The organism is Nitrosomonas communis (assembly GCF_024102715.1).
GTDB lineage: Bacteria > Pseudomonadota > Gammaproteobacteria > Burkholderiales > Nitrosomonadaceae > Nitrosomonas > Nitrosomonas communis_B.
In genome coordinates, this window is record NZ_JAGFJM010000052.1 from 37999 (window position 1) to 60657 (window position 22659).

15 protein-coding genes are annotated in these 22659 nt (G+C 48.4%); 5 read left to right on the top strand and 10 right to left on the bottom strand.

Annotated elements, in window-relative coordinates; translation table 11 throughout:
• Positions 1 to 89 precede the first annotated feature (89 nt).
• The 5 genes from J5I83_RS05175 to J5I83_RS05195 all read right to left on the bottom strand — a co-directional run bounded on the left by J5I83_RS05175 (position 90) and on the right by J5I83_RS05195 (position 6182).
• Positions 90 to 1658 (bottom strand): bifunctional aminoglycoside phosphotransferase/ATP-binding protein, encoded by a 1569-nt coding sequence (locus J5I83_RS05175; protein WP_304053846.1) that lies wholly within the window; start codon positions 1656 to 1658, stop codon positions 90 to 92.
• 28 nt (positions 1659 to 1686) lie between these two features.
• Positions 1687 to 2085, bottom strand: a complete 399-nt coding sequence (locus tag J5I83_RS05180; RefSeq protein ID WP_304053847.1) for a TraR/DksA family transcriptional regulator — start codon at positions 2083 to 2085, stop codon at positions 1687 to 1689.
• 234 nt (positions 2086 to 2319) lie between these two features.
• A complete protein-coding gene (locus J5I83_RS05185; protein WP_304053849.1) occupies positions 2320 to 3072 on the bottom strand; it encodes a sulfite exporter TauE/SafE family protein in 753 nt (250 codons plus the stop codon).
• Positions 3073 to 3402: 330 nt separating this feature from the next.
• Entirely contained in the window at positions 3403 to 6006 is a 2604-nt protein-coding gene (locus J5I83_RS05190) for a bifunctional diguanylate cyclase/phosphodiesterase (RefSeq protein ID WP_304053850.1), read from the bottom strand.
• Positions 6006 to 6182, bottom strand: coding sequence for a hypothetical protein (locus J5I83_RS05195; RefSeq protein ID WP_304053852.1), 177 nt, complete (start codon positions 6180 to 6182; stop codon positions 6006 to 6008). The genes J5I83_RS05190 and J5I83_RS05195 overlap by 1 nt, the downstream gene beginning before the upstream one ends.
• Before the next feature lie 105 nt (positions 6183 to 6287).
• On the opposite strand from J5I83_RS05195, the gene J5I83_RS05200 reads away from it, so the two are divergent.
• The 3 genes from J5I83_RS05200 to J5I83_RS05210 all read left to right on the top strand — a co-directional run bounded on the left by J5I83_RS05200 (position 6288) and on the right by J5I83_RS05210 (position 8993).
• Positions 6288 to 6413 (top strand): hypothetical protein, encoded by a 126-nt coding sequence (locus tag J5I83_RS05200; RefSeq protein WP_304053856.1) that lies wholly within the window; start codon positions 6288 to 6290, stop codon positions 6411 to 6413.
• A gap of 610 nt (positions 6414 to 7023) precedes the next feature.
• A complete protein-coding gene (locus J5I83_RS05205) occupies positions 7024 to 7437 on the top strand; it encodes a nitrosocyanin (protein ID WP_304053858.1) in 414 nt (137 codons plus the stop codon).
• A 476-nt stretch (positions 7438 to 7913) separates the two neighbouring features.
• Complete coding sequence (locus J5I83_RS05210; RefSeq protein ID WP_304053860.1) at positions 7914 to 8993, top strand: endo alpha-1,4 polygalactosaminidase; 1080 nt, start codon at positions 7914 to 7916, stop codon at positions 8991 to 8993.
• 1181 nt (positions 8994 to 10174) lie between these two features.
• On the opposite strand, the gene J5I83_RS05215 is transcribed toward J5I83_RS05210, so the two are convergent.
• The 3 genes from J5I83_RS05215 to dnaK all read right to left on the bottom strand — a co-directional run bounded on the left by J5I83_RS05215 (position 10175) and on the right by dnaK (position 15732).
• Positions 10175 to 11182: a sodium:calcium antiporter gene (locus J5I83_RS05215; RefSeq protein WP_304053862.1), complete on the bottom strand. Its 1008-nt coding sequence runs from the start codon at positions 11180 to 11182 to the stop codon at positions 10175 to 10177.
• Positions 11183 to 11293: 111 nt separating this feature from the next.
• Complete coding sequence (locus J5I83_RS05220; protein WP_304053863.1) at positions 11294 to 13693, bottom strand: Lon protease family protein; 2400 nt, start codon at positions 13691 to 13693, stop codon at positions 11294 to 11296.
• A 143-nt stretch (positions 13694 to 13836) separates the two neighbouring features.
• A complete protein-coding gene (dnaK, locus tag J5I83_RS05225) occupies positions 13837 to 15732 on the bottom strand; it encodes a molecular chaperone DnaK (RefSeq protein WP_304053866.1) in 1896 nt (631 codons plus the stop codon).
• Positions 15733 to 17792: 2060 nt separating this feature from the next.
• On the opposite strand from dnaK, the gene J5I83_RS05230 reads away from it, so the two are divergent.
• Together J5I83_RS05230 and J5I83_RS05235 are read left to right on the top strand one after the other, a co-directional pair.
• Entirely contained in the window at positions 17793 to 18290 is a 498-nt protein-coding gene (locus tag J5I83_RS05230) for a CHRD domain-containing protein (protein WP_304053868.1), read from the top strand.
• A 231-nt stretch (positions 18291 to 18521) separates the two neighbouring features.
• Positions 18522 to 18803, top strand: a complete 282-nt coding sequence (locus J5I83_RS05235; RefSeq protein ID WP_304053871.1) for a hypothetical protein — start codon at positions 18522 to 18524, stop codon at positions 18801 to 18803.
• A gap of 192 nt (positions 18804 to 18995) precedes the next feature.
• Here the strand turns inward: J5I83_RS05235 and J5I83_RS05240 are convergent, their stop codons facing one another.
• Both J5I83_RS05240 and J5I83_RS05245 read right to left on the bottom strand, forming a co-directional pair.
• A complete protein-coding gene (locus tag J5I83_RS05240; RefSeq protein ID WP_304053873.1) occupies positions 18996 to 20543 on the bottom strand; it encodes a hypothetical protein in 1548 nt (515 codons plus the stop codon).
• A 744-nt stretch (positions 20544 to 21287) separates the two neighbouring features.
• Complete coding sequence (locus J5I83_RS05245; protein WP_304053874.1) at positions 21288 to 22589, bottom strand: M18 family aminopeptidase; 1302 nt, start codon at positions 22587 to 22589, stop codon at positions 21288 to 21290.
• Positions 22590 to 22659: the final 70 nt, after the last annotated feature.

Consider the following 22659-nt stretch of genomic DNA (forward strand, 5'->3'; position numbering starts at 1 on the left):
TCTAAGTGTTTCTGCAGCTTTTGCCAAACTGGCATCTCCAGGTTCGATAGATTGCGGGTGCAGCATGTCTGCTTAACCGTTTGACCCGGTCAAAGATGGTCAACGGTTTTTAATCGTGCCACCACGGCTTCGACAGTGGTCGCCGCCACCATCCAACGCATTTCAGCAGGCGTTAGCGGCTCCGCTGTTCTTAACTGCAACTCCAGAATGGTGATATCCGCTTCGGAAGCATCTTTGCCTGCCACGCTGCGGGCTTGAACACGCTGCCTGAGCAATGCTTCCGGCACAGCAAAATCCAGGATATGAAATGCTACTGCACAACGCGCAGCGAGCTGCTGGAATAATTCACGTTGCCAGCGCGCAATGAAAGTAGCATCTATTAGTACGTTCCAGCCTGAGTTCAGCAGCGTCTCGGCAAGCTCTGCCAGATGGGCATAGGTGCGCCGGGAAAACTCCCTGCTGTAAATGCCCCTTTCAGCCACTGTGCCGCTTTTGGCCAGCGCATCCAGTCCCGCCAGGCGTTTGCGCTCGATGTCGGAGCGCAGGCTGATCATCTCCATTTGCATGATCAACTGCTGGCTAAACACGGTCTTACCTGAACCTGACAAGCCATGCGTGATCATTAGCACGGGTTTAGCCGGCCGGGTAAGTCCATCAGCCAGCCGGAGATGCGCCAACCCTTGCTGCTTTTCGTGTTCTACTTGCTCTTTAGACAAATGCGGCTGGCTTGCGCGGATAAAGGCAACCTTGGCACGCACCATGGCGCGGTAAACCGTGTAGTAACGCATGAGTTTTATGCCAACATAATCACCGGTGCGCTCCAGGTAACGGTTAAGAAAACGGCAAGCAAGATCACGATGATCACGATACAACAAGTCCATGTAACAGAACGCGGCTTCTGAGATCACATCGATCCAGCGCAACGCCGGATTGAATTCAATGCAATCAAAAATCAGCAGTTTCCCTGCTTCCCACGCCATGTTGCCGAGATGTAAATCACCATGGCATTCCCGCACATGACCCTGAGCGCGGCGCTTGTCAAAATCAGGCAATAACCTGCTGTGCTCGGCTGCACTCCATTGCTGAATAGCCTCCAGCCAGTTAAGCGCTGCAGGATACTTGCCAGTCTGCAGCGTGATCTGCTGAAAGTTTTCGGTAACCGGCTGCCAGATGGTTGTCGCCCTGCCCCATGGTGAATCGTCTGGCACGCAAGGGATATGCGCATGAAATACCGCCAAGGTGCTGGCAATCGTATCGATCTGCTGCAGCGATAATTGCGCCAACTCGTCGAGTCGGTCCAGAGTTGACGCTGGATCAAACTGGCGCATTTTGATGGCATAATCCAGCACCGGGCCGGAGCCGTTGATGCAGGGTGCCGCTGCTTCTCCGTTAAAGGTGACGACTGCAAGATAGACATCCGGCGCGAGCCGGCGGTTGAGGCGCAGCTCCTCCTCGCAATAGAAGCGGCGCTTATCCAGCGTGCTGAAATCAAGAAAGCCAAGATTCAGCGGCTTCTTCAACTTGTAAACGTAATCGCCTGTGAGTAGCAGATGGGAAATATGCGTCTCCACATGCTGAATATGCCTGACCGGGTGGGGATAACACCCGGGATCAAGCAATGCTTCAACCAGCTGGTTCTGGGCGCTGCCTTCTTTCATGTTGTCCTAGCCATTATCCCGGCCTTTCTCAGAGACTCGGATGCCCCTCATGCGCATACATCTGCTCATGCCTTTCCTGGCAGCTTACACAACGCATAGCTGTCGGGTAAGCCAGCAAGCGTTGCAAGCCGATTTCCATGCCGCAATCAGCACACTCATTCAGATTGCCTGCTCTGACTTGTGCTAATTTGGTTTCAATCTCGCGCAATTCGTTAATTTGGCGATCGACCCGCACGATGTTCAGATCAGCCAGCACATCAGCCAGCGATATATCACAGCTATCACCGGGGTCATTGTCCATTATGGCCGCTAGGTGCTGATTTTCTCGCTCGTCGAGCTCAGCACGGATTTCTTCGAGCAGTGCGTGCTGACGTTGGCGTAATTTATTTTCAATTGATTCGATCTCGCTCTGGGTCAGTTGCGTCATGATTCATCTTCCTGGCTAAAAGAACAATTATCCTCTTTTAACCCAAAGGGCGCACAGCAAAAAATCGACAGATACAGTGTAGTGTTTGTTATGTTGGCAAGGACACTAATTTTAACCAATTGATCCAATCCAAACTGCCAGAAGACGGGATACGAGACCTTCCAAGACTATAAAAATAACCGCTTACAATGCAAAACCGATATTGATTCTGGTTGAGGTTGAATTCATTGCCATTTAAACCAACAACCTCAGTCCCACCAAAAAAGTCACGATCTCAAAACTACGCTTGATAAAGCGATTACCTTTGACGATGGCGAAATGTGCACCGAGATAGCCGCCGACCATCGAACCCAATAACAACGCCGGCAGCCAGTCCCATTTGATTTCACCGAGCATACCGAGTGTCACCGCTCCAGCGCCATTCCAGAACAATCCAACCAAAACCAGGGTATAGGCCACAGCCTGCTTGTAATCCAGCCCAAACCAGTAAACGAGCCAAAGCGTCACGAACAACCCCGTCCCAGAGGTCAATGAACCATTGAGCACACCAATCAAACACAACACTAAACCACCGACAAGGTACCCCGGCCGATCACGATGTCGCAAGTCTGCCGTTACCCCGAGTTGCGGTGTAAAAAATGAGTAAAGACTCATACCTATCGTCAGCATGCCCAACGCCATTTGTGCTGCGCGGTCCGGCACATTAAGAATTACCGCTGCTCCCGCCACTACCCCAGGCAAGCCCGCAGCTATTACTAAGATAGCAAAACGAATATCGAGCGACCTTTCCCGCCAGTGACGCAATGTTGCTCCCACCCCGAGTGCAACGCTGGCGATCTTATGGGTGGCGAGCGCTATCCCAAACGGCAGTCCCAAAAATATCAAGGCAGGCAATTGAATCAATCCTGCCCCACCTCCGGCTAGCGCTGAAAAGGCGTTAGCCGCCAATGAAACCAGCAATAATACGATCTGTTCACTCCAATCCACCGCTCTCTCGCGTTACAATGAACAATTAAATTTTCTCCACGATACGATTAAGATTACCTGTTGACTCCTGTTCATCGGCAAAATCACCTGTACAACCCCGAGAAGACATTTAAATTATTCCGTTAGACGATAAAATGACATCACTCATTGCGGTAAACAGGCAACCACAAGCAGTATACCCAAAAGCAATATAAAGCCGTCATTCAGTATATTCATCATGTAACACTTTCATTGGTAAGCCGCAGATATAATCTAATCATCTAGGATAATCGACCATGCGCTTCTGTGACAGTAGCGACCCTATGCGCGTTGCACAGTTAGCCTGATTCGCTATCGCCTTGGCAGACAAGCCTGCCCGTTAACGTCATTCAGAACCTTGATAAAATCTTCCAGCGGGACTGGCCTGCCGAAATAATAACCCTGCAGTTCATGGCATCCCTGAGTAGTCAGCGATGTCGCCTGCTCAAGTGTCTCTACACCCTCCGCAGTAACCCGGAGATCCAAGCTTTTCGCCAATGCGAGAATTGCCTGTACAATGGCCTCATCCTGACTGCTTTGGGCAATGCTGGATACAAACGAACGATCGATCTTGAGTCCCGTGATTGGGAAGCGTTTGAGGTATGCCAAGGAAGAGTAACCGGTGCCAAAATCGTCGATCGCGATTCCGCCGATGCCGAGCTCTCGCAGCTCGTGAAGAATCTGCGAAGCCTGTTGCGGCCCCTTCATCAGCAGACTCTCGGTCAACTCGAGCTCCAGCCGACCTGCATCGACTCCAGTAGTCCTGACTGCTCGCAACAGGCCTTCCCGTAAGCTCGGCTTGCCAAGCTGCCGTGCCGAAACGTTCACCGCAATATTGATTCGCCTGCTGCTGGCCTGGTCCAAGCGCAGGATATCCTCGCATACCTGCCGGATGATCCAACCCCAGAAGTCAATAATCAACCCGGTCTCCTCGAGTAATGGCACAAACTTCGAGGGTGGCATCAATCCTTGTTCGGGATGGCGCCAGCGCAACAACGCCTCCGCGCCAACAATCACTGAAGTAGACGCCTGCACTTTGGGCTGGTAATAGATGGTCATTTCATTACGCTCCAGTACGTGCCGCAACTGCCCTTCCAGCTGAAGACGCTCGAGGCCTCCTCCATTCATACGCGCATGGAAAAACTGCACGCCGTTGCGACCCTGTCCCTTGACCTCGTACATTGCCGCATCGGCGTTCTTCAACAGTTCCTCCAGCGTTTCACCGTCTTTGGGGTAGAGGGCAATGCCGACGCTTGCACTGATGAAAGTCTCATGCCCGTTCAGGTTCACCCCTTCGGTCATCCGCTCTGCGATCTTGCGCGCCAAGCCTGCGGCGATTTCTGTTCGTGGCAAATCTTCGATCAAGACGACGAATTCATCTCCGCTCAAGCGCGCCACAACATCGTGCGCACGCACACACTCGCGAATGCGTGAAGCGGCCACTTTGAGCAATGCATCGCCTGCAGCATGTCCAAGCGAATCGTTAACTGCTTTGAACCGGTCAAGATCAAGAAAAAGTAGTCCAAGTGGGCGATTGCTTGCCTGCATCCGTTCTATGGCTCTGCGCAAGTGATCATAGAAATGCTTGCGGTTTGGCAATCCCGTCAAAAAATCATAATGAGCAAGCAGATCGAGCTCGCGGCTTGAGCGATAGCGATCAATTGCGATAGAGCACATCTGGCTTGCGATATGCACAAGCTGACCATCCCGCTCGAAGCCGCGGTCTGAACTGGCGCGATAGTGCGCGAGCACCAGACCGATAGTATCCCCTGTGGAACCCCTGATTGGCTCCAGAATAGTTTGACTGACCGCCAGTCGCTCCATGAGTTGCTGGTAGGGACGGGACCCGAACCAACGGTTGGGTATCTCGCTATCGATACAATCCGGATCATCCTTGTACCGACCGATGCGCGGGTGAAGAGCCAGCAACTGTTCCTGGTACCAAGACGGTAGACTGCGGCCAGTGACAACATTCAGATTGGTCGTACGGCCATCTTCGCAGAAGAAAATGGCACAGAACATATCGCCTGATTCGCGCTCAATGGCATTTGCCACCACAAATAGCGCATCTTCCAGCGGCGCCCCGCGCACTACCTTTTCAAGAACGGTCTTTTCTGTGGACAGCAACACCTCTGCTCGCCTGCTTTCGCTCACATCCCTGAAGATGGAGATTCGTCCCACCACCTCTCCCAGAACACGCTGGGGACGCGATATCCATTCGAAGGAACGACCATCCTGGAGTTCTAAATACTCAGTCAGCTCAATGGTAGGCGCAGCCAGCAATTGTTGGTTGCGTTCCAGAAAAACCTTCGGATCGCGGATTTTTGCCGCTAGCGAGGTGAAGAGCATGCAATCACCTTGCATTGACTCACACTCACGCTCAGTCAGCTTCCACAGCTCAAGATAGCGGGTATTGCACGCCACAACCCGTCCGTGGCCATCAATTGCCACAATTCCTTCAGCCGTCGACTCCAATATCGCCGAAAACAGTGAGTTGGCTGTACGTAGCCGCTGCTCCGCTTCGGTACGCCGTTCCAGCTCACTCATGGCGATGTCCAGCATCCTGCGCGGATACGCTTGCGCTGCACGGAACACCAGAAATCCTATCAACGCACCCGGAAGCAAACCAAGCGCCGCAGCAATGAATATGGGTTGCAGAGGTCGCAATACGGCCAAGGTAGTCCTGCTCCCGTCTGCTTTACGTAACTCAACGTGCTTCCGGACAAAACCCAGCGCACTGTTGCTATCCGCTGCGTTCGGAATGACTTTGCTCCCACTGCCAATAGTGACAGCACGCAGCAGTTGCTCCAGTGCGTCCCGGCCTCCACCGCTTAGGCTTAGGGAGTGCGATTGCTTTTGTAGTTTGACCACCTCGGAGAGTATCGCCGCCTCATTCTCCGCGAGCAGATGCTGCATCACATAGAACCAAAGCCCAGCACCAGCAATGGAATCAGCAATGCCGCAGCAATAGCTGCCAGCCAGGCGATCCTGCTAATCCGTTGCCCAAGCTGATCAGCATCAGGAGCGCTGACCGCTGCTTTTGCGCACAAACTCGTTGTCGTGCGTTCCCTGACCGTTGTACTGTTAAACATTTTCTGGCAGGCGCATTGTTGCAACAGGTATTACCCCCAGAAAAATCGGTACAATAATAAATATCAATGCATTACCTGTTACCGTCCCCTTATTCATAATCATTCGTGATTGAATTTGTTGATCACGGAAGTGTTCAGCCGATTGCTGCCAATCTCCTCAACTTGATGGATTATCATGCCTTATTAGCAGATTATTGCCACTTAATTGCCAGCGACATTAAAGTGGAATAGCTGGTCAATGAGTTACTTTTTTCTCGCAAAATGAGGAATCAGGCCCCGGCAGCGAGCATGACATAACATCTCATGCCTGCAATTATGCTTAAATCCTTTATGCCTTGAGGGAAAAAACAACCAGATAAAAAGCTGTTAATTCAACGCGCACAGGAAAATAAACGCTTTTTCATCAGAAATGAATGCAGTCGGAAGCGGATTGATTTTCCAAACATTGATAATCGATCAGCTCTTGCGTAATGCGGCAGGTATTGACTGCCATCTCGCTGTACAAGCGATACGCGCTTTGGTGTTTGCTGCAGCAACAACTTAATTCATAGCGAACTGGTCTGCCACTGGCAACTCACCGCTCCTGAAATGCGCTGAAGAACACACTCTATAACGATAGTAGCGCTGGTTTTTAGCACAAATGAGTGAGATTGAAACATCCTTCTTTGAATTAGCAACGATCTTGACATGCTTGATCTTCCCATCTAAAGTATCGTGCCTGTACTATGTGCTAACAAGGCAAATCCTTAGAAAAGCACAAAAAATTTCAACGTTAACACTAAACAGCGCTTGGAAAAGCGGGCGTTATTTCACTAAATCGTAAATTGAATGGAGGGAAGTAATGAAGAAAATAACCAAAACATTATGTGCGAGTTTGGCAGCGGGACTACTGTTTGCAGGTGCCGCACAAGCAGCAGAACAAAACTTTAAAATCGTTGTTAACGCTTATGACACCAATATTCCTGAACTCAACATCGAAGGTGTCACCGTCAAAAACATTCGTGCTTTTAATGTTCTTAATGAACCTGAAACGCTGGCTGTCCATAAAGGCACCAATGTAAAAATTACCGTAGAAAACAAATCCCCCATCAGCGAAGGATTTTCCATCGATGAATATGGCATTCAGGAAGTGATCAAAGCGGGAGAAACCAAAACTATTTCTTTCGTAGCTGATAAAGTCGGCGCATTCACCATTTGGTGCCAACTCCATCCTAAAAACATTCACTTACCAGGAACTCTGAACGTTATCGAATAATGAGTCTAATGGCGTCTGTGAAGAAGTCGTAACAGAATCCAGCATCTCATTTGCTGTTAACCGTATGGCCGGATTCAACCCGGCCATACTTTTTTCATACAGTTTTGATTGCAAGATTTTTTGCGCCCCAATTCTGAATTTCTCTCTCATCCGTTGGTATTTTGTAAGTACCATTCTTAAACTTTAGTCTCAGAATAAATAGCGCCTCACTGCAGGACAACTGCCGATAAAGACTGAACGGTATTAACAAATGAAAATTGTATGCATCTGCATTATTGCCTACCTATCTGTTATTCATTAATATTAATTATCGTGGATTAATATTGATTTGATCAGATGCCATTCTCCTCTTCAGAGAATCAGGAAGTGGAATCAAACACTCAGTCGCTCTGGTCACCACTATGAATTGATAAATCTAACCATTATTCAATAAAAGTATGCGGACAAATTACCAGATAAAATTAATCACACTCATAGTGTTGCTGCTATTAACGCATCACCCTGCAGTAGCGGAAGCGTTGACGCCGCCCTCCATTGTAGTGACCCAAGACCGCACCACAGTGTCTGTTGCCTGGTCGCCAGTTCCCAGCGCCAATGGTTATCGTTTATTTTATGCATCTTACCCTTATACTGGGCCAGACAGTACTCAAAGTATTGATCTGGACGGTGGTGCCACTTCTATCTCAGCTGAATTATGGGATGGCGCCGCTTTCTACATCGCGGTAACCGCCCATAATGATACAGCTAGTAGCGATTTCTCCAATATTGAATTATTTTTTCTTTCTACAGCGCCGCTGCTAGATGCTGATGCATTGCCTGTTACTGGTACCAGCTGGTACAAGCCCCCCGTGTCAATAACCTGGCATTGGCAGCTGAAGGGCGAGGTCAATACCAGCTATCCGGCCAAACTTTATGATATTGATCTGTTTAATTCCTCTGCAGCCTTGATTAACACCCTTAAAGCTTCTGGAAAAAAAGTCATCTGTTATTTCTCAGCCGGCTCTTATGAGGATTTTAGAGAAGATAAAGATAAATTCAAGACTGCTGAACTGGGTAATGCTTTAGTCGATAGGCTAAATGAGCGGTGGCTTGATATTCGTTCACTTAATGTGGCCGGAATAATGATCTCACGGCTTAATCTGGCCGCCCTAAAAGGTTGTGATGGCGTGGAACCGGATAATATGGATGCCTATTTAAATAATTCTGGCTTTGATTTAAGCGCCAGAGATCAGTTGGCATTCAATAAGTTTATTGCCAATGAAGCACATAAGAGGGGATTGTCAGTTGGACTTAAAAATAATATGGAACAGATTCCTGAGTTAATCGATTTCTTTGACTTTAGTGTCAATGAGCAATGTCATGAGTTCCATGAGTGTAACGTACTGAGAGGTTTTATTATAAACGGCAAGCCGGTGTTAAATGCAGAATATCAGCAAAGTTATGTTGACAATCCAGCTGAGCGCGAGGCGCTTTGTAATATCTCTAATGGCATACAATTCAGCACGCTGATTCTGTCAAGAAATTTAGATGATAGTTTGCGATTTAGCTGCCTCTAAACCAATGAGCAAATTCATAATCGATTATTTTCAGCGTCTTGATTGCCAGAAATCCTGTCAGATGCGTGAACATACTCTGCCTCCTCACATTTTGTCCGACAATGACGTGGTTAACAGGCAGCAGCAAGCGGCTCCCGCTTTGACAGAACCACTGATGCCAAACTTTGGAGGCTGTCTGTCCGCATCATTTATCTCACCGCTTCTTACGCCGGATAAATCCTTTTTCTTCAGCTCTCCGCAAGGCTTCATATCTGCAATGCGACTTCAAGTACGCAAGAACCCGTTGAAACTCGGTTCGAATGGTTGCCGGAGAGCGGTTTAAGTGATCTGCGAGAATTTTAGTATTGGTTGTATTCTTCTCGAGACACGCTTCTAACAATCTACGTAGCGCGGGAGTAAGTCGTTTTTCCTGACCATGGTTCTTCTTATCATTTGTATTTACACTCATAAGCAATCCTTTCTAGGAAAACCGAACTCAGCATACCTCAATCGAAGACAGTCTGCGCGCCATCACTTGTCGTCTAGAAGCTCGGCCGTCTCACTCGGTATACAACCGCATACCCGACGGCCCTGTTCACAGCAACTGCAAGGTAGTTAGCTTTGGTAAAAAGCTTGCAGGGCGGACAAATCCATATTCGTGACTAGCGCACTGGAGAGGTAACGAGCAAAAACACTATCATCTGCATTAAAAAACACCGTCTTGATCTGGCATCATCAGGACGATTATCGATTCTTTGCCGTTTACCCGCCACTCATAGCGTTCCTACAGACGCATGAGTCTCATTTAGTCAAGCATCCGCTTCATCAATCGCGTACCACCCACGCTGTAATCTCTTTATTGAAAATAGAAACTCAAAAACTCGCGCACAGCCCCCAAAGAAAATATGTACCAATCAAACTACCCTGAATTACTATAACACCATTATTTTCAAGAACTTATTATAATGGTGTCGATGAAAGTATTTTCTAATGGAAAATCTAGAGTAAGCCTTCTTCTCAGAGACTTTGTTTGGCCAATTTAGAACTTACTCTTTTTTGCAGGAAATTAAAATAAGCAAAAACCTTATTTTATCTTAGGATAATACTTAAGACTCACCGCTCCTCGTTCACAAAACAACAACCAATCGATATATAAAAACAATGTTGCCAAAACAAAATATTATCCTGAGGTGCTTTCAGAATTATTGTTTTGTGTAGAGGTAGAAAGCAAAGGTGTTGAACAGATAAACTGACAGCAAGAAAAAGCTGATCCAGCCAACAGTTTTAAACAGACGTTTCTTGGGACGATAGAACAGACCGACGATGGCGATACCGCTCATCATCATGGCTGACAGGGCCGATACTGCATGAGACTGGGAAACACCGGCAAGCAGCGGGCCTGGCAAGTAAAAGAGATCGTCGATAGCCAGGATGGCCATATTGAACAAGTTGCTGCCAAACAGGTTGCCCAAGGCCATGTCCAGAGCGCCCAGGCGCACAGCAGCAATTGACACTGCCGCCTCGGGTAGGGAGGTGACGGCAGCCACGAACAGGGTGCCGACAAAACTCTCACCCCAACCCATGACTTCCGCGATAGTCTTACCCACGAACGGCAGCCAGATACCGGCTGCCACTACTACCACGGCAGCCATGGTGTAACCTAACACCGCCTGCCTGAGGGTAATATGCTTATAGCGCTTGTCAGCCACATCTGCTACCGGCAATTCCTGTATCTGCTCATAACGGAATACCGTGCGCATGGCCAGGGTATAAATGAGCAAAATGAACGGCGTATACAGCCCCACATGCGCGAGGGACAGATGTATGCCACTGTGCGATAGCAGCAGGTTGATGCCTACAAAGCCAATGAGGATGACACCGAAACCGGCCGACAGGACATGTCCCATATTGGCCCGGGTATAGACTGATTCCTGACGGTGCAGAAAGTCCAGAATGACGATCAGCAGCAGATTGAAAACGCAAGAACCCAGCACATCGCCAGCCGCAATATCCGGCGTCTGGGCGACGGTGACTGAGCTGATCCCGGTAACAAGCTCAGGCAGGGATGTCACCGAAGCTACCATAACCACCCCAATCCAGGAACGGGACAGCTCCAGCTTCTCGCCGATTATGTCACCGTAAAGGGACAGCCGGTAGCCAGCCACAGCAATCAGCAGCAGGCAGACGATAAATTCAAACCAGACCAGCATAACTTGATCTCTTGGCAGCCTCTGCTACTACCCAATGCGCTTCCATGGTGCTCAAAAGAAAGCAGAAAATCATACAAAATCTCTTGCTAGCCATTGCTGTTATATTCCTTTTTAATTCTTTCCCCCCTGCTGTGCTAATGATTTGCTGATTTTGGTGAGCTCTGTCAATCGTGCCGCCACCAGATAATTGATGCTACCTTCTGGATATTCACCGTTAGCGTCAGCTTCGCCAGCAGGCAAGCCAGTCAACAACGCAATGGCATGATCGACATTTTCTACGGCATAAATGTGGAATCTACCAGCGGCTGCGGCATCAACCACATTCTTGCGCAACATCAGGTGCTGAACATTGGCAACAGGAATCAATACCCCTTGTTGACCAGTCAACCCCCGCGCCGCGCAGATATCAAAAAATCCTTCGATTTTTTCATTTACAGCGCCGATGGCTTGCGCCTGGCCGAGCTGATTGACTGAGCCTGTGATCGCCAATGACTGGTTGATCGGCACATTCGCCAGATTGGAAAGCAGTGCACACAACTCAGCCATGGACGCGCTATCACCTTCGATCATGCCATAAGATTGTTCAAACGCCAGGCTGGCAGACAACGCCAGCGGCTGATTTTTGGCGTAGCGTGCCGCCAGAAAAGCGGACAGAATCAACACCCCTTTGGAGTGAATCGCGCCAGAAAGCTTTACTTCACGTTCGATATTGACCAGATCGCCTTTGCCGAAGCGGGTGGTAGCGGTAATCCGGGTCGGCTGCGCAAAAGCAAAGCCACCCAGTTCGATCACTGATAACCCATTGACCTGCCCGGTCACCCCCCCTTGCGTATCGATCATCAAAGTGCCGCGCAGGATCGCTTCATAGAGGCGATCTCTTACCCGATCCTGCCGGCGAATCTGAGAATCGATCGCCTGCTGGACATCGTTCGCCAGCACCACCTCATGGCCTGCTTCACGCGCCCAATAATCTGCCTCACGCAGCAAATCGGCAATACTGCGCATATGCATGGAAAGTTTGGCCGAATCGCCCACCAGCCGTGCGCTACGCTCGATCACCCTGGCGACGGCTTGACGGTCATAGGGCAATAACTTCTCTTTACGCGTTAGCGTGGCAATCAATTGTGCATAAAGGAGATGAGTTTCAGTATTGCGCTCGATTGTCTCTTCAAAATCTGCCGCCACCTTGAACAGCTCACCGAACTCCGGATCATACTCCTGCAGCAGGTAATAAAATAAGCGGTCACCAAACAATACCACTTTGACATCGAGTGGAACCGGCTCAGGCTCGAGCGATACCGTACTGACGAGACTATATAGCTGACCCAGCGATTCAATATGAATTTTGCGCGACTGTAGTGCCCGTTTCAGCCCTTCCCAGGCAAAAGGCTGCATCAGCACTTTGCGCACATCCAGCAACAGGTAACCACCATTCGCCCGATGTAATGCGCCAGGCTTAATCAGCGTGAAATTGGTCACCAGCGCGCCAAACTGGGCAATATGCTCCACTCGTCCAACCAGGTTGCTATAGGTCGGATTATCTTCGCTGATGATCGGTGCACCTGGTTTTTTATGGTTCGAGGCCAGTACATTAACGTGATAATTAATAAATGTCTGATGACTGACAACCGTCATGCCAGAAATGTTGACAGTTTCATCGGGTTTGCGGAAATCATCTACATGCAGCACCATATCCCGCTGCACCGCAGCGAGAAAATCGAGCACCTCGGGCAAGTCGGCATAGATCGCACGCAGCTCATTGATCATGTGCTCGACGATGGAGAGCATGATAGCGCGGTTAAGTTGCTTGATTCGCTCACTCCGCTCACGCCGGCGCTGCGGCAAATGGCTCAGCATTTTTTCCAGATGCGCCTGCAGCTCGGCAATGGCCGCTTCTATCCGGTCTTTTTCTGCCTGCGGCAGCTTGTCATATTCTTCTGGCGGAATCACCTCACGATTATGACTCGGCGCCAGCGCAAACCCTTCGGGCGTACGCAGCAAAACAATCTCCTTTTTCTCGGCTTCTTCTCCTAATTCCTTGATCTCACGTTCTTGCTGCTCGTTATACTCCTGCTGGATTGCGCTGACTCTGTTCCGGTATTCCTCGCTTTCAAATTGCGCCGGAATGGCGCTGCGCAAATAATCCACCAGCCGCTCCATGTGTATGCGTAATTCCTCTCCTCTGCCGGGAGGAAGCTTAAGCACTTTTGGTTTGTGCGGCTGAGCAAAGTTATTGAGGTAGCACCAGTCCGCCGGTTCGGATTCCTTGCTTGCTTTTTTTTCGAGGAATTGCTGCACCAGGCTGTACTTGCCCATACCAGGCGAACCCAGCACAAAAAGATTGTAGCCTTCCTGGCGGATACCCGAACCGAAGTGTACGGCGTCCATGGCACGCGCCTGACCGATGATCTCGGTCAGATCGGGCAACTCCGCCGTCGTCTGAAAGGTGAACTGATCGGCGTCACAGGATAGATATAGCCGTTGCGGTTCCAAAGGAAGAATGGTTGTCATTGTTTTTCTTGAGAAAAATCAGATAAAAAATAATGCCGTCCTGATTACCTCAACCTGGACAGGATGGCAACGAAATCATCCACACAAAACAGCGCGCTATTTTAATGAACAAGCGCTCGGCGCGAATGCACATCATCCAAAAGCTACTTATTTTCACGATACTCGGCATCCACGACCTTACCGCGCGGGCCCGATCCGCTGGGACGGGGTTCACGGGAAGCAGCATCGACATTGGGCGGCGGCTCTGGCCCTTCCCAGCGGGTTTCTGCATAAGGTCCACCCTTGGGCGCCTGGCCTGATTGCGCATAAAGCGTCGCACCGACCTCCTTAAGCAGTTTTTTGAGCGCATCCGCCCGCTCAGTGGCCAGCGCCACATCCTTCTTGATGAACGCTTCTTTGGTTTCACGCAAAGACGCCTCCAGGCGTTTCTTCAGATCATCAGTCAATTTATCTGCAAAGTTGGCGAGCAGCTTCTCCGCCTCATAGCAGCTTGCATCCGCTGCGTTGAGCTTTTCCGCATCCTCCCGCCGTTTCTTGTCTGCTTCGGCATAACGCGCTGCATCATCCACCATGCGTTTCTTATCCTCTTCCGACAGTTGCGTTGATCCGGTAATGCTGATGGACTGGGACTTGCCGCTAGCCAGGTCTTTTGCTGACACGCTCAGAATGCCATTTGAATCAATATCGAAGGTTACTTCAATCTTCGGTATCCCACGCGGTGCCGGAGGCAATCCCTCCAGATTGAATTCACCCAGACTGACATTATCTGATGCCATGGGCCGCTCCCCCTGAAAAACATGAATGGTGACACTGGTCTGCATATCCGCTGCCGTAGTAAAGGTTTCTGTACGTTTGACCGGAATAGGGGTATTACGCCCGATCAACGGTGTGGCGATGCCACCCAGTGTTTCCACACCCAGTGTGAGTGGCGTGACATCCACCAGCACGATCCCGCTCACCTCCCCTGCCAGCACACCGGCCTGAATCGCTGCTCCCGCTGCCACGCACTCCATCGGATCAACTCCCATTTCTGCCTCGCGCCCGAACAACTCCTCAAAGAAAGCACGCACCACCGGCATACGCGTCGGCCCACCCACGAATACCACCCGATCCACCTCGCGTGGACTGATAGCCGCATCATGCAAAGCCTGTTCGACCGGGCGACGGCAACGCTCGATCACCGGCCGCACCAAACGCTCAAGTTCAGTCCGGTTCAAATCCAGTTCGAGATGACGTGGCTCACCGGCTACTGAAGTTAAATAGGGCAAACTGATATGGGTCGTAACGCTGGCGGTCAGTTCGATCTTGGCCATTTCCGCCGCCTCAATCAAACGTGCCGCCGCCTTACGGTCAGCGCGCACATCGACCCCGGTCACCATCTGGAAACGCTCAGCCAGATGCTCAAAAATACATTGGTTCATGTCCGTGCCACCGAGCTGAGTATCGCCACTGGTCGCTTTTACTTCAAATACGCCTTTGCCGAATTCCATGATAGTGATATCCAGCGTGCCGCCGCCCAGATCGATCACCACGATGCGCAATTCCTGGCCCAGCCGGTCCAAGCCATAGGCTAATGAAGCAGCAGTCGGTTCATTAACCAGCCGCACCACCTCCAGACCGGCGATGCGGCAGGCATCCTTGGTGGCTGCGCGTTGGTTGTCGTCAAAATAGGCTGGCACTGTCACCACCGCCTTTTCCACCGGCTCACCTAAAAAAGCCTCGGCATCACGTTTGATTTTTTGTAGTAAAAAAGCTGAAAGCTGCTCCGGACTATATTCCCGCTCCCTGAGCCGAATTGTTTCGCGTTTACCCATTCTGCGCTTGAACGCAGTCGCCGTACCCTCGGCGTTCGCAGCCATCTGACGGCGCGCAGGTTCGCCCACCAGAATCTGCCCGTCACTGGTCAGCGCCACATAACTCGGAAATGCCTTGCCACCGATGCTGATCCCTTCGGCGCTGGGAATAATAACGGGGCGCCCCCCGCGCAGTACTGCAGCCGCCGAATTGGAAGTACCCAGATCAATACCTATGATAGCCATATATCCCCCTTCCTATCTCATTCAATTCACTTGATAGATGATAGCTGCACTATGGCAACATGATACTTCATCCAGAGTCTTCATGGCGCGCTTCTGGCACTAAATGACACAATCACTGTTAAGCTCCGTTCTATGTTGACCTCATATTTCTGGTTGATTTGCCGTTCGATACCCCGTTCCCATCCGCTAGAAAATGGTGGTTTAAGTGAGCAACCCCATTGCTCTGGATCGATGTCAAAAGAGCAAATACCGAGCCTCCAGGCCTAATCGCTGCTTACTGCACCGCAGCTGGATCAAAAAACCAAGGTTTATTTTCTATGGTTTTATTCATCCTATTTGTCTGTGAATCTACCAAAGATTGTTGTTATGATGAAAAATAAATCGACGTATTTCTATAAAACATAAGAAGATAACATGCAGCTTGTCGTGTTGAACTAAACCGCTATTGCGGTGACCATCCAACATTATTGTCTTCATACGTTTCGCCGATCCACTCTGCTTGCCGCAATTAACATAGAAATCTCCGATCCTTAATCTCGGGGAATATCCCCGCTTCCACCATTAAGGAGAGGAAGATGAAAACATTACGTGGACAGATGGACGATGTCATGATACTGCGTGGTTTTGCATTGCGCACGCGTGAATCATACCTGGCAGCGGTTGGCGCGTTGGCGAAGTGACCAGATCAAAAAGATCTTTAAGGAATTGGCTTGTCTACCGATTACAGTATTTCGCGAAATCTTATCGTGATTATTCCAAGAAATCTTTCCCCGCCCGGATCGCATGATCCGGGCGGGGTTTATCGCAATCAGCTCGAAGTGTCAGCAAAGTACATTGATATAATAATCAAAGCCGTCAATACGCCGAATATGAATGCGATATTGATACCAAAATCTCTAAGTGTTTTAGAATCATCTTTTGTCTCTTCTACTGAACTCATATCGCTGTTACTCCTATAATTATGTGTAACAGTAAAAATCATGAACCGAATCAGTGCTAACTTCATTGATCTAGATCAAAAAGATGCTAATTGCAGATCTCAGTGACTTTAGTTGTTTGGCCCCACAATACATTGAAAAAACCAGGAAAGCAGTACAGGAAAATAACTCAGTACAGAAATAGTGATATCGATGCTTGGAAATAAATGGCTAAAAGAGAAATTAGAAAAATAAATTCAATTAAAACTAAAGTAAAAGAATAACCTACCGACAAAAATCCTTCACGGAAGCGATTTCGTGAATATTCCCTTGGTTGGCAAAAAATCACCCGCCGGATTTGCACAAGTCTGGCGATCTTTTTGTTTAAATTCTTTTGAACTTTCTTGTTGAGAATGAATCTCATTAGTACTCCTAGATTTTAGGAGTACTTCAATACGCTTTTGCTGACATTTTCCTAGAGTGTCAGAAAGAGTTGCGATGTCCCCCCCACTGCGGTGCATAGTACAAACCTTCTCTCCTACTCAGTGCTATGCGCCGCACCTTTCAATTTGGATTTAACGTTGATGTGATTATCCGTTGCTTGATCCCAGTTCATTAATTCTTTCTATTCAGATCAGTATTGTTTTTCCCGTTAACCGTCTCCAGGTCAAATTGTTACTGGTTCTTTTAATTATGAATCTACACAAAACTTTGAAACTTTAGGGTACAGAATCATGAATTCTTATTCTTGCGAACAATAACCTCGTCGTTCTTGTTTTTATTGATTCGCGACTTAAACCTCTTCGAACCTGTCTGATTTTAGATCACACTAATGCTCACGACTCTTTGCATTTTAGAGCTAGCCCTTTTCCTTGAGTGTCTTTCACTTGAAAGGCAAAAATGCATTCAGTTTCTGACGTATTTGACGTATTACATACTTTAGCTAAAAAATGACTTTTTAATTGCTTATCAGCAAAAATTATTCCTACTCGTTTATACGTATTTTTTAACCAGCGTACTTTGATAATCTATTGAAGCATTATAGATTTAATTAAAAGGTGTTTATTTTCCCCATGCCTCATCTTGGGTTCCATAAAGCGCTTTTCACATAAAAACATTTAATAACCAAAAGGAAATTGATTTATGAAGGCAGCTGTTACAGTATCGTCACTGTTAGTTCTTATACTTCTGGCTGGAAACGCTTATAGTAACGACTCGCTTGAATTCAAGGCCAAACTTCACGGAGACCAAGAGTTTCCACCTGTGGATTCCCGGGTTCGGGGAGTGGTACAATTTGAAGTTAATAAAGACCATACGATGATAGATTACAAGCTTGAGGTTAAAACTCGTAAGAAAGAACCAGTGGGTTTACTTGGAGCCGCGGGCGCGCATATACATTGTGCACCTGTCGGTGAGAATGGACCGGCGGTGGCCTTTCTCGCAGGTGCTATTAGCGGTGGATTCGAAGGCAAGGTTGAGATTAAAGCGACTCTTACGGACGCAAATATTGTCAACACTAGTTGCGGTGCAACCATACAGGAACTTGTCGAAGCGATGCGCGCTGGGAATACCTACGCGAATATACACAGCGTCAAAAATCCCTCTGGTGAAGCACGGGGACAGATAGAGCTAGACGATTGATAACTCACCTGAAGCTAAAAAGAGGCGGTAGGCGGCACATGCCATATTAACTTGGCTATTTGCTGTTGTAACCGCCTTCTTTCATTACAAAGAATACCTACTATTCCAGGTTCTGAGCGAAGTTGAAAGATTTTCATCAGCGCTGTCCAGTTAACGTATCGATTAAGGGGCTTTCGGGAAATTGCTCAGAAATTAAGCGCTAATGTAGAAAATTAAAATCAGGTGGATTTTTTGATGAGGAAAAGGGAGCAAGGCAATTTATTTGTCAACGCTGGATGCACTGGTGCCATTGGAACACCCTATTGCAAACTGGACAAACTGGATCAAGATCGTTGGCTATCAGCAATTCGTGCACCCTATGAACGTGTGTTTGCGCATCGCAATAAGAAAGTTCGCTATCGTGGGTTGGTAAAAGTGCAGTTTCAGGTGGGTGTTCGCGCGCTGGCAATCAATCTCAAGCGGCTTATGACATTGGGGGTAGCACCGAATTACGTTGTGCCATACATAGGATAGGGTAAAAAAAGCTTCTTTGAAGTAGCGCTTCCACTAATTTTGCGATTTTCTTGGTTCACTTTACTGGATTCTTTGTTTTTAGCAGTTTTTTTGAGTTTTCCGACAGACCCATATTTGACAACACACCACAGGTTACCCGTTGTGGTGTAAAGCGAATAGCCTACACCACAAGGCTCCGATTAACTCAGTAACTTATTGAAAGTTATACTGGATGATATGTTTGGCAATATCGGTATTGATGTAGTCGATATACACAATATTTGGTTTTTTTGCCCCGCCACTCATTTGCGTTTGCAGCACACTTGGCAAGTGCCCATTTGCTTCTTTCGCTAAAGTACTGACCCATGTCAGCCCTTGGGGCGTAAGCGTCCATGACAACAAGAATAAGCGATCAGACCACACACCTGCGCTGCTGTTCCATTTGCTGATTTGATCACGACTCATTGTGTCGTAGTCATCGGTATTCTTATACTTGTCGCAGATGGTAATATTGGTATTTGATTGGCCACTACATACATCCGCATGAAACCCATCCTTATAACGGAAGCGACCTTCTGAAGGTTGAATATAAGGCGGTTGTTTGGGATCGCTGGAGTTGCCATAATCAAATACAAGGATCATTTTTCCTTTGACGTCACGCAGTGTCTTTGTTTGCAGATTGACATTGGCATCAGATGAGGTATAGAAAAAACCTTTATAAGGGCTGCTGTTTAAATAGTTTACAATCCGTGTTTTGGTGGCTGCTGCATCACCGCGATCATTACGGATATGCGAAATTTTTAAGATGGCAGTTTCTGTTGGATGCTGCTGCAAGAAGGTACTTACCTCTTTTAATACCGCCTCAAAACTCTGGCCGTTACAGCCATTGCCTTCGTCGTTACTGTGATAAGTGACTAATTCTTCATGGTCATAATCGATCCGAATATCAAGATAGCGAGAACCACTGGCTAACTGACCAGAAATCGGCAAACTTTGCGTGAGCACCAACCCTGTTGGTATATAAAACTGGCAATGATGTGTTTCCGACATGCCCGCATCGTGGCTACCTGGCATCATCAATTGATTTAACCGCATCGTGTCAGGCAGGCGTCCCATCCAGTTGGCAGTGTCATAATTTGGCGGTGTAAATTCGACTGTACTCAAGTCGTTCCCGCCACGCAGGAACACAAATTTCACAAGATTCCCTTGAGAATCTGTCCCATCGCAGCTTACTTGATTATTTGAAATGTAATTACAGGTTTTACCACCAAACCACCAGTTATTACCTACAGCATGACCTTGTGCTAACCCAATGTCTGAAAAGGTAAAAGTATCCTGACCATTCTGCAAGCCTATGCCTTGCAAGGTGATTTTTAAGCTGCCGACAAAGGCAAAGTTCAACTTGTCTGCGGTGTGATTAAACGTGGTACGCGAAGCAGGAATGGTGTTATTAAACCAGTCCGCCGTCGATTTAGACCCGCTGCGGCCTATACTAAAGCTCATCTTGCCGTTGCTGCCAAATGTTTTGGTTAGACCAGCATAAATGTGATGATCTGGGTCTTCGCCGCTGGTCACGGCAAAGCTATCCACCGTATAGCTGCCGCCCACCAGTTTGTAATCACCAGACAATTGAAAACCCACTTCGTTGTCACGATAGGTCATTGCGCTGGCAGTAGTTGATAACGTAACACCATTGAGCAGAGTGATTAACAATGCACCACCCAGTAATTTAAAAGCATGAACACCTTTGATCTGTTCCATGATATTTTTCTTGTTTAGATTAGTCGTTTAACAATATAAAAATAGAAATAGATTGCTACCAATACACCCATTTGTTGACAAATTGCGTAAGAAATAATCATTCTGATGGTATTGATTAATACATGATCATACTTGATCATGTCAAAATAAACTCATCTTTATCAATTGGTTATGTATTGAATCGCATATACCTTCGATGAGGTTGTCATTGGTCGCAAAAACTGCAAATTATCCCATGCACGAACTATCATTTAAGTTGATAAAAGAGCGCTGTTTCATCCGCAATTTCTCTTTCTAACAGCAGAAAGGGTCTTGTGTTGCTATAAATAATGAATCACTCTTCGATTCGTTAGAATTGAAGAATCTGCAATGGTGAGACTGTTAAAAATTGAATTGTCCGGTGGCTGATATCATGCAACATTCCGAGGAGATCGGCAGGAGGAGATTGATCTGGACGATGCTGACCGCACTCATTGGTTAGTGCTATCAGGGCATTCTGAACCGGTTGTTGGACGAAGCGGCTTCGTCCAACAATTCACTGCAGGCCAGCCCTGACGGGCCGCGGGCTTACTGCGAACTGCTCAGTTGTGAATTGAAACCGAGGCTAATAGATGAAGTCCGACAGATGAGGCATGGCACACTGTGTAAAGCACAATCCCTTTGGACCGGATAGAGTATACCGCTCCCATCCATCTCAGATGAATCCAGTACAGTCAGAACCAACTCACCTATAGTGCACGGTTCTTAATCGATAAAAAATCGCTGCAGCACCTTAATCATATACTCATGATCCTGCACGCCGGCGCTTTCCCGGATGCTGTGCATCGCCCACATCGGGCAACCGATATCGATACTGCGAATACCAAGCTTAGCCGAGGCGATTGGCCCGATCGTGCTGCCGCAGGGCAAATCTGAGCGATGGGAGTAGCGCTGATAGGGAATACTGGCTTGTTCGCACCAATAAATGAAGCGCGCGATGGAAATGCTTTCGGAGCTGTAGCGGCGGTTCGCATTGGATTTGATCACTGGACCTTTGTTAACGAACACTTTATGGTCTGCATCATAAGCCGAAGGAAAGTTCGGATGATAGGCATGCGCCATATCCGCGCTGATCAGAAAGCTCTGCGCCAACGCACGCGCCGTGTCCTCGCGCTCCATCGAGGTCGCGACACTGATCCGCTGCAATACATCGGTTAGAAAACTGCCGCCAGCACCGATATGGCTTTCACTGCCGATTTCTTCGTGATCGAAAAACGCGCACACCAACGTGCTTTCGGCGTGATTGAGCACGGTCTCATCCAGCAAAGCTTGCAAGCCGGCGTGGCAGGAAGCCAGATTATCGATCTGGCTGTTGGCGTAAAATTCCTGATTTCCGCCCCAGAATGCGCCCTTCTGCGTATCGTATGCCGCCAAATCCCAGGACAATACTTGTGCAGCGTCGATACCTGCCGCCTGCTCCAGCAGTGACAGAAAATAAGGCTGCGGCAGCTGATCGCTGCTCAATTGCGCGAGCATAAGTGGTAATTCGTTTTGTTTATGCAGCTTCAAGCCATCTTCATTGACTCCCCGGTTCATGTGTATCGCCAGATTCGGCAAGCGCAGCAACGGCTGATCGAAGCGCACCAGCTTATACGTAAGATGCTGGTCATCGACATAGCTGACCCGTCCCGCCAGACTCAGATCACGGTCGGCAAAGGTAGCGAGGATGGGTCCGCCGTAAATCTCGACACCAAGCCGGGCGATGCCATCGCTTGCCGTCGCCGCATGTGGTCTGATGCGCAATCCGGGTGAGTCGGTATGCGCGCCGACAATCTTGAAGCCTGATTCAGCCGGTATTTTGTGCCCCAGCACGAACAGCACGATCGATGAATCGTCACGCACCACGTAATATCGTCCGCCCGCTTGCAATGACCATTTGGCCGTTTCATCGAGTCGCGTAAACTGCAGCGCCTTGATCGTCGTTTCGATCGAGGCGACCGCATGCCAAGGACTCGGGCTCTGGTCGATGAAATTGAGTAAATGCTGCACCTGCTCTCTAGCTGTCATTTGATATTTTTAAATCCTATATTTCATATTAAAAAACAAACACTTCTCCAACCATACGGAAAGCCGCATA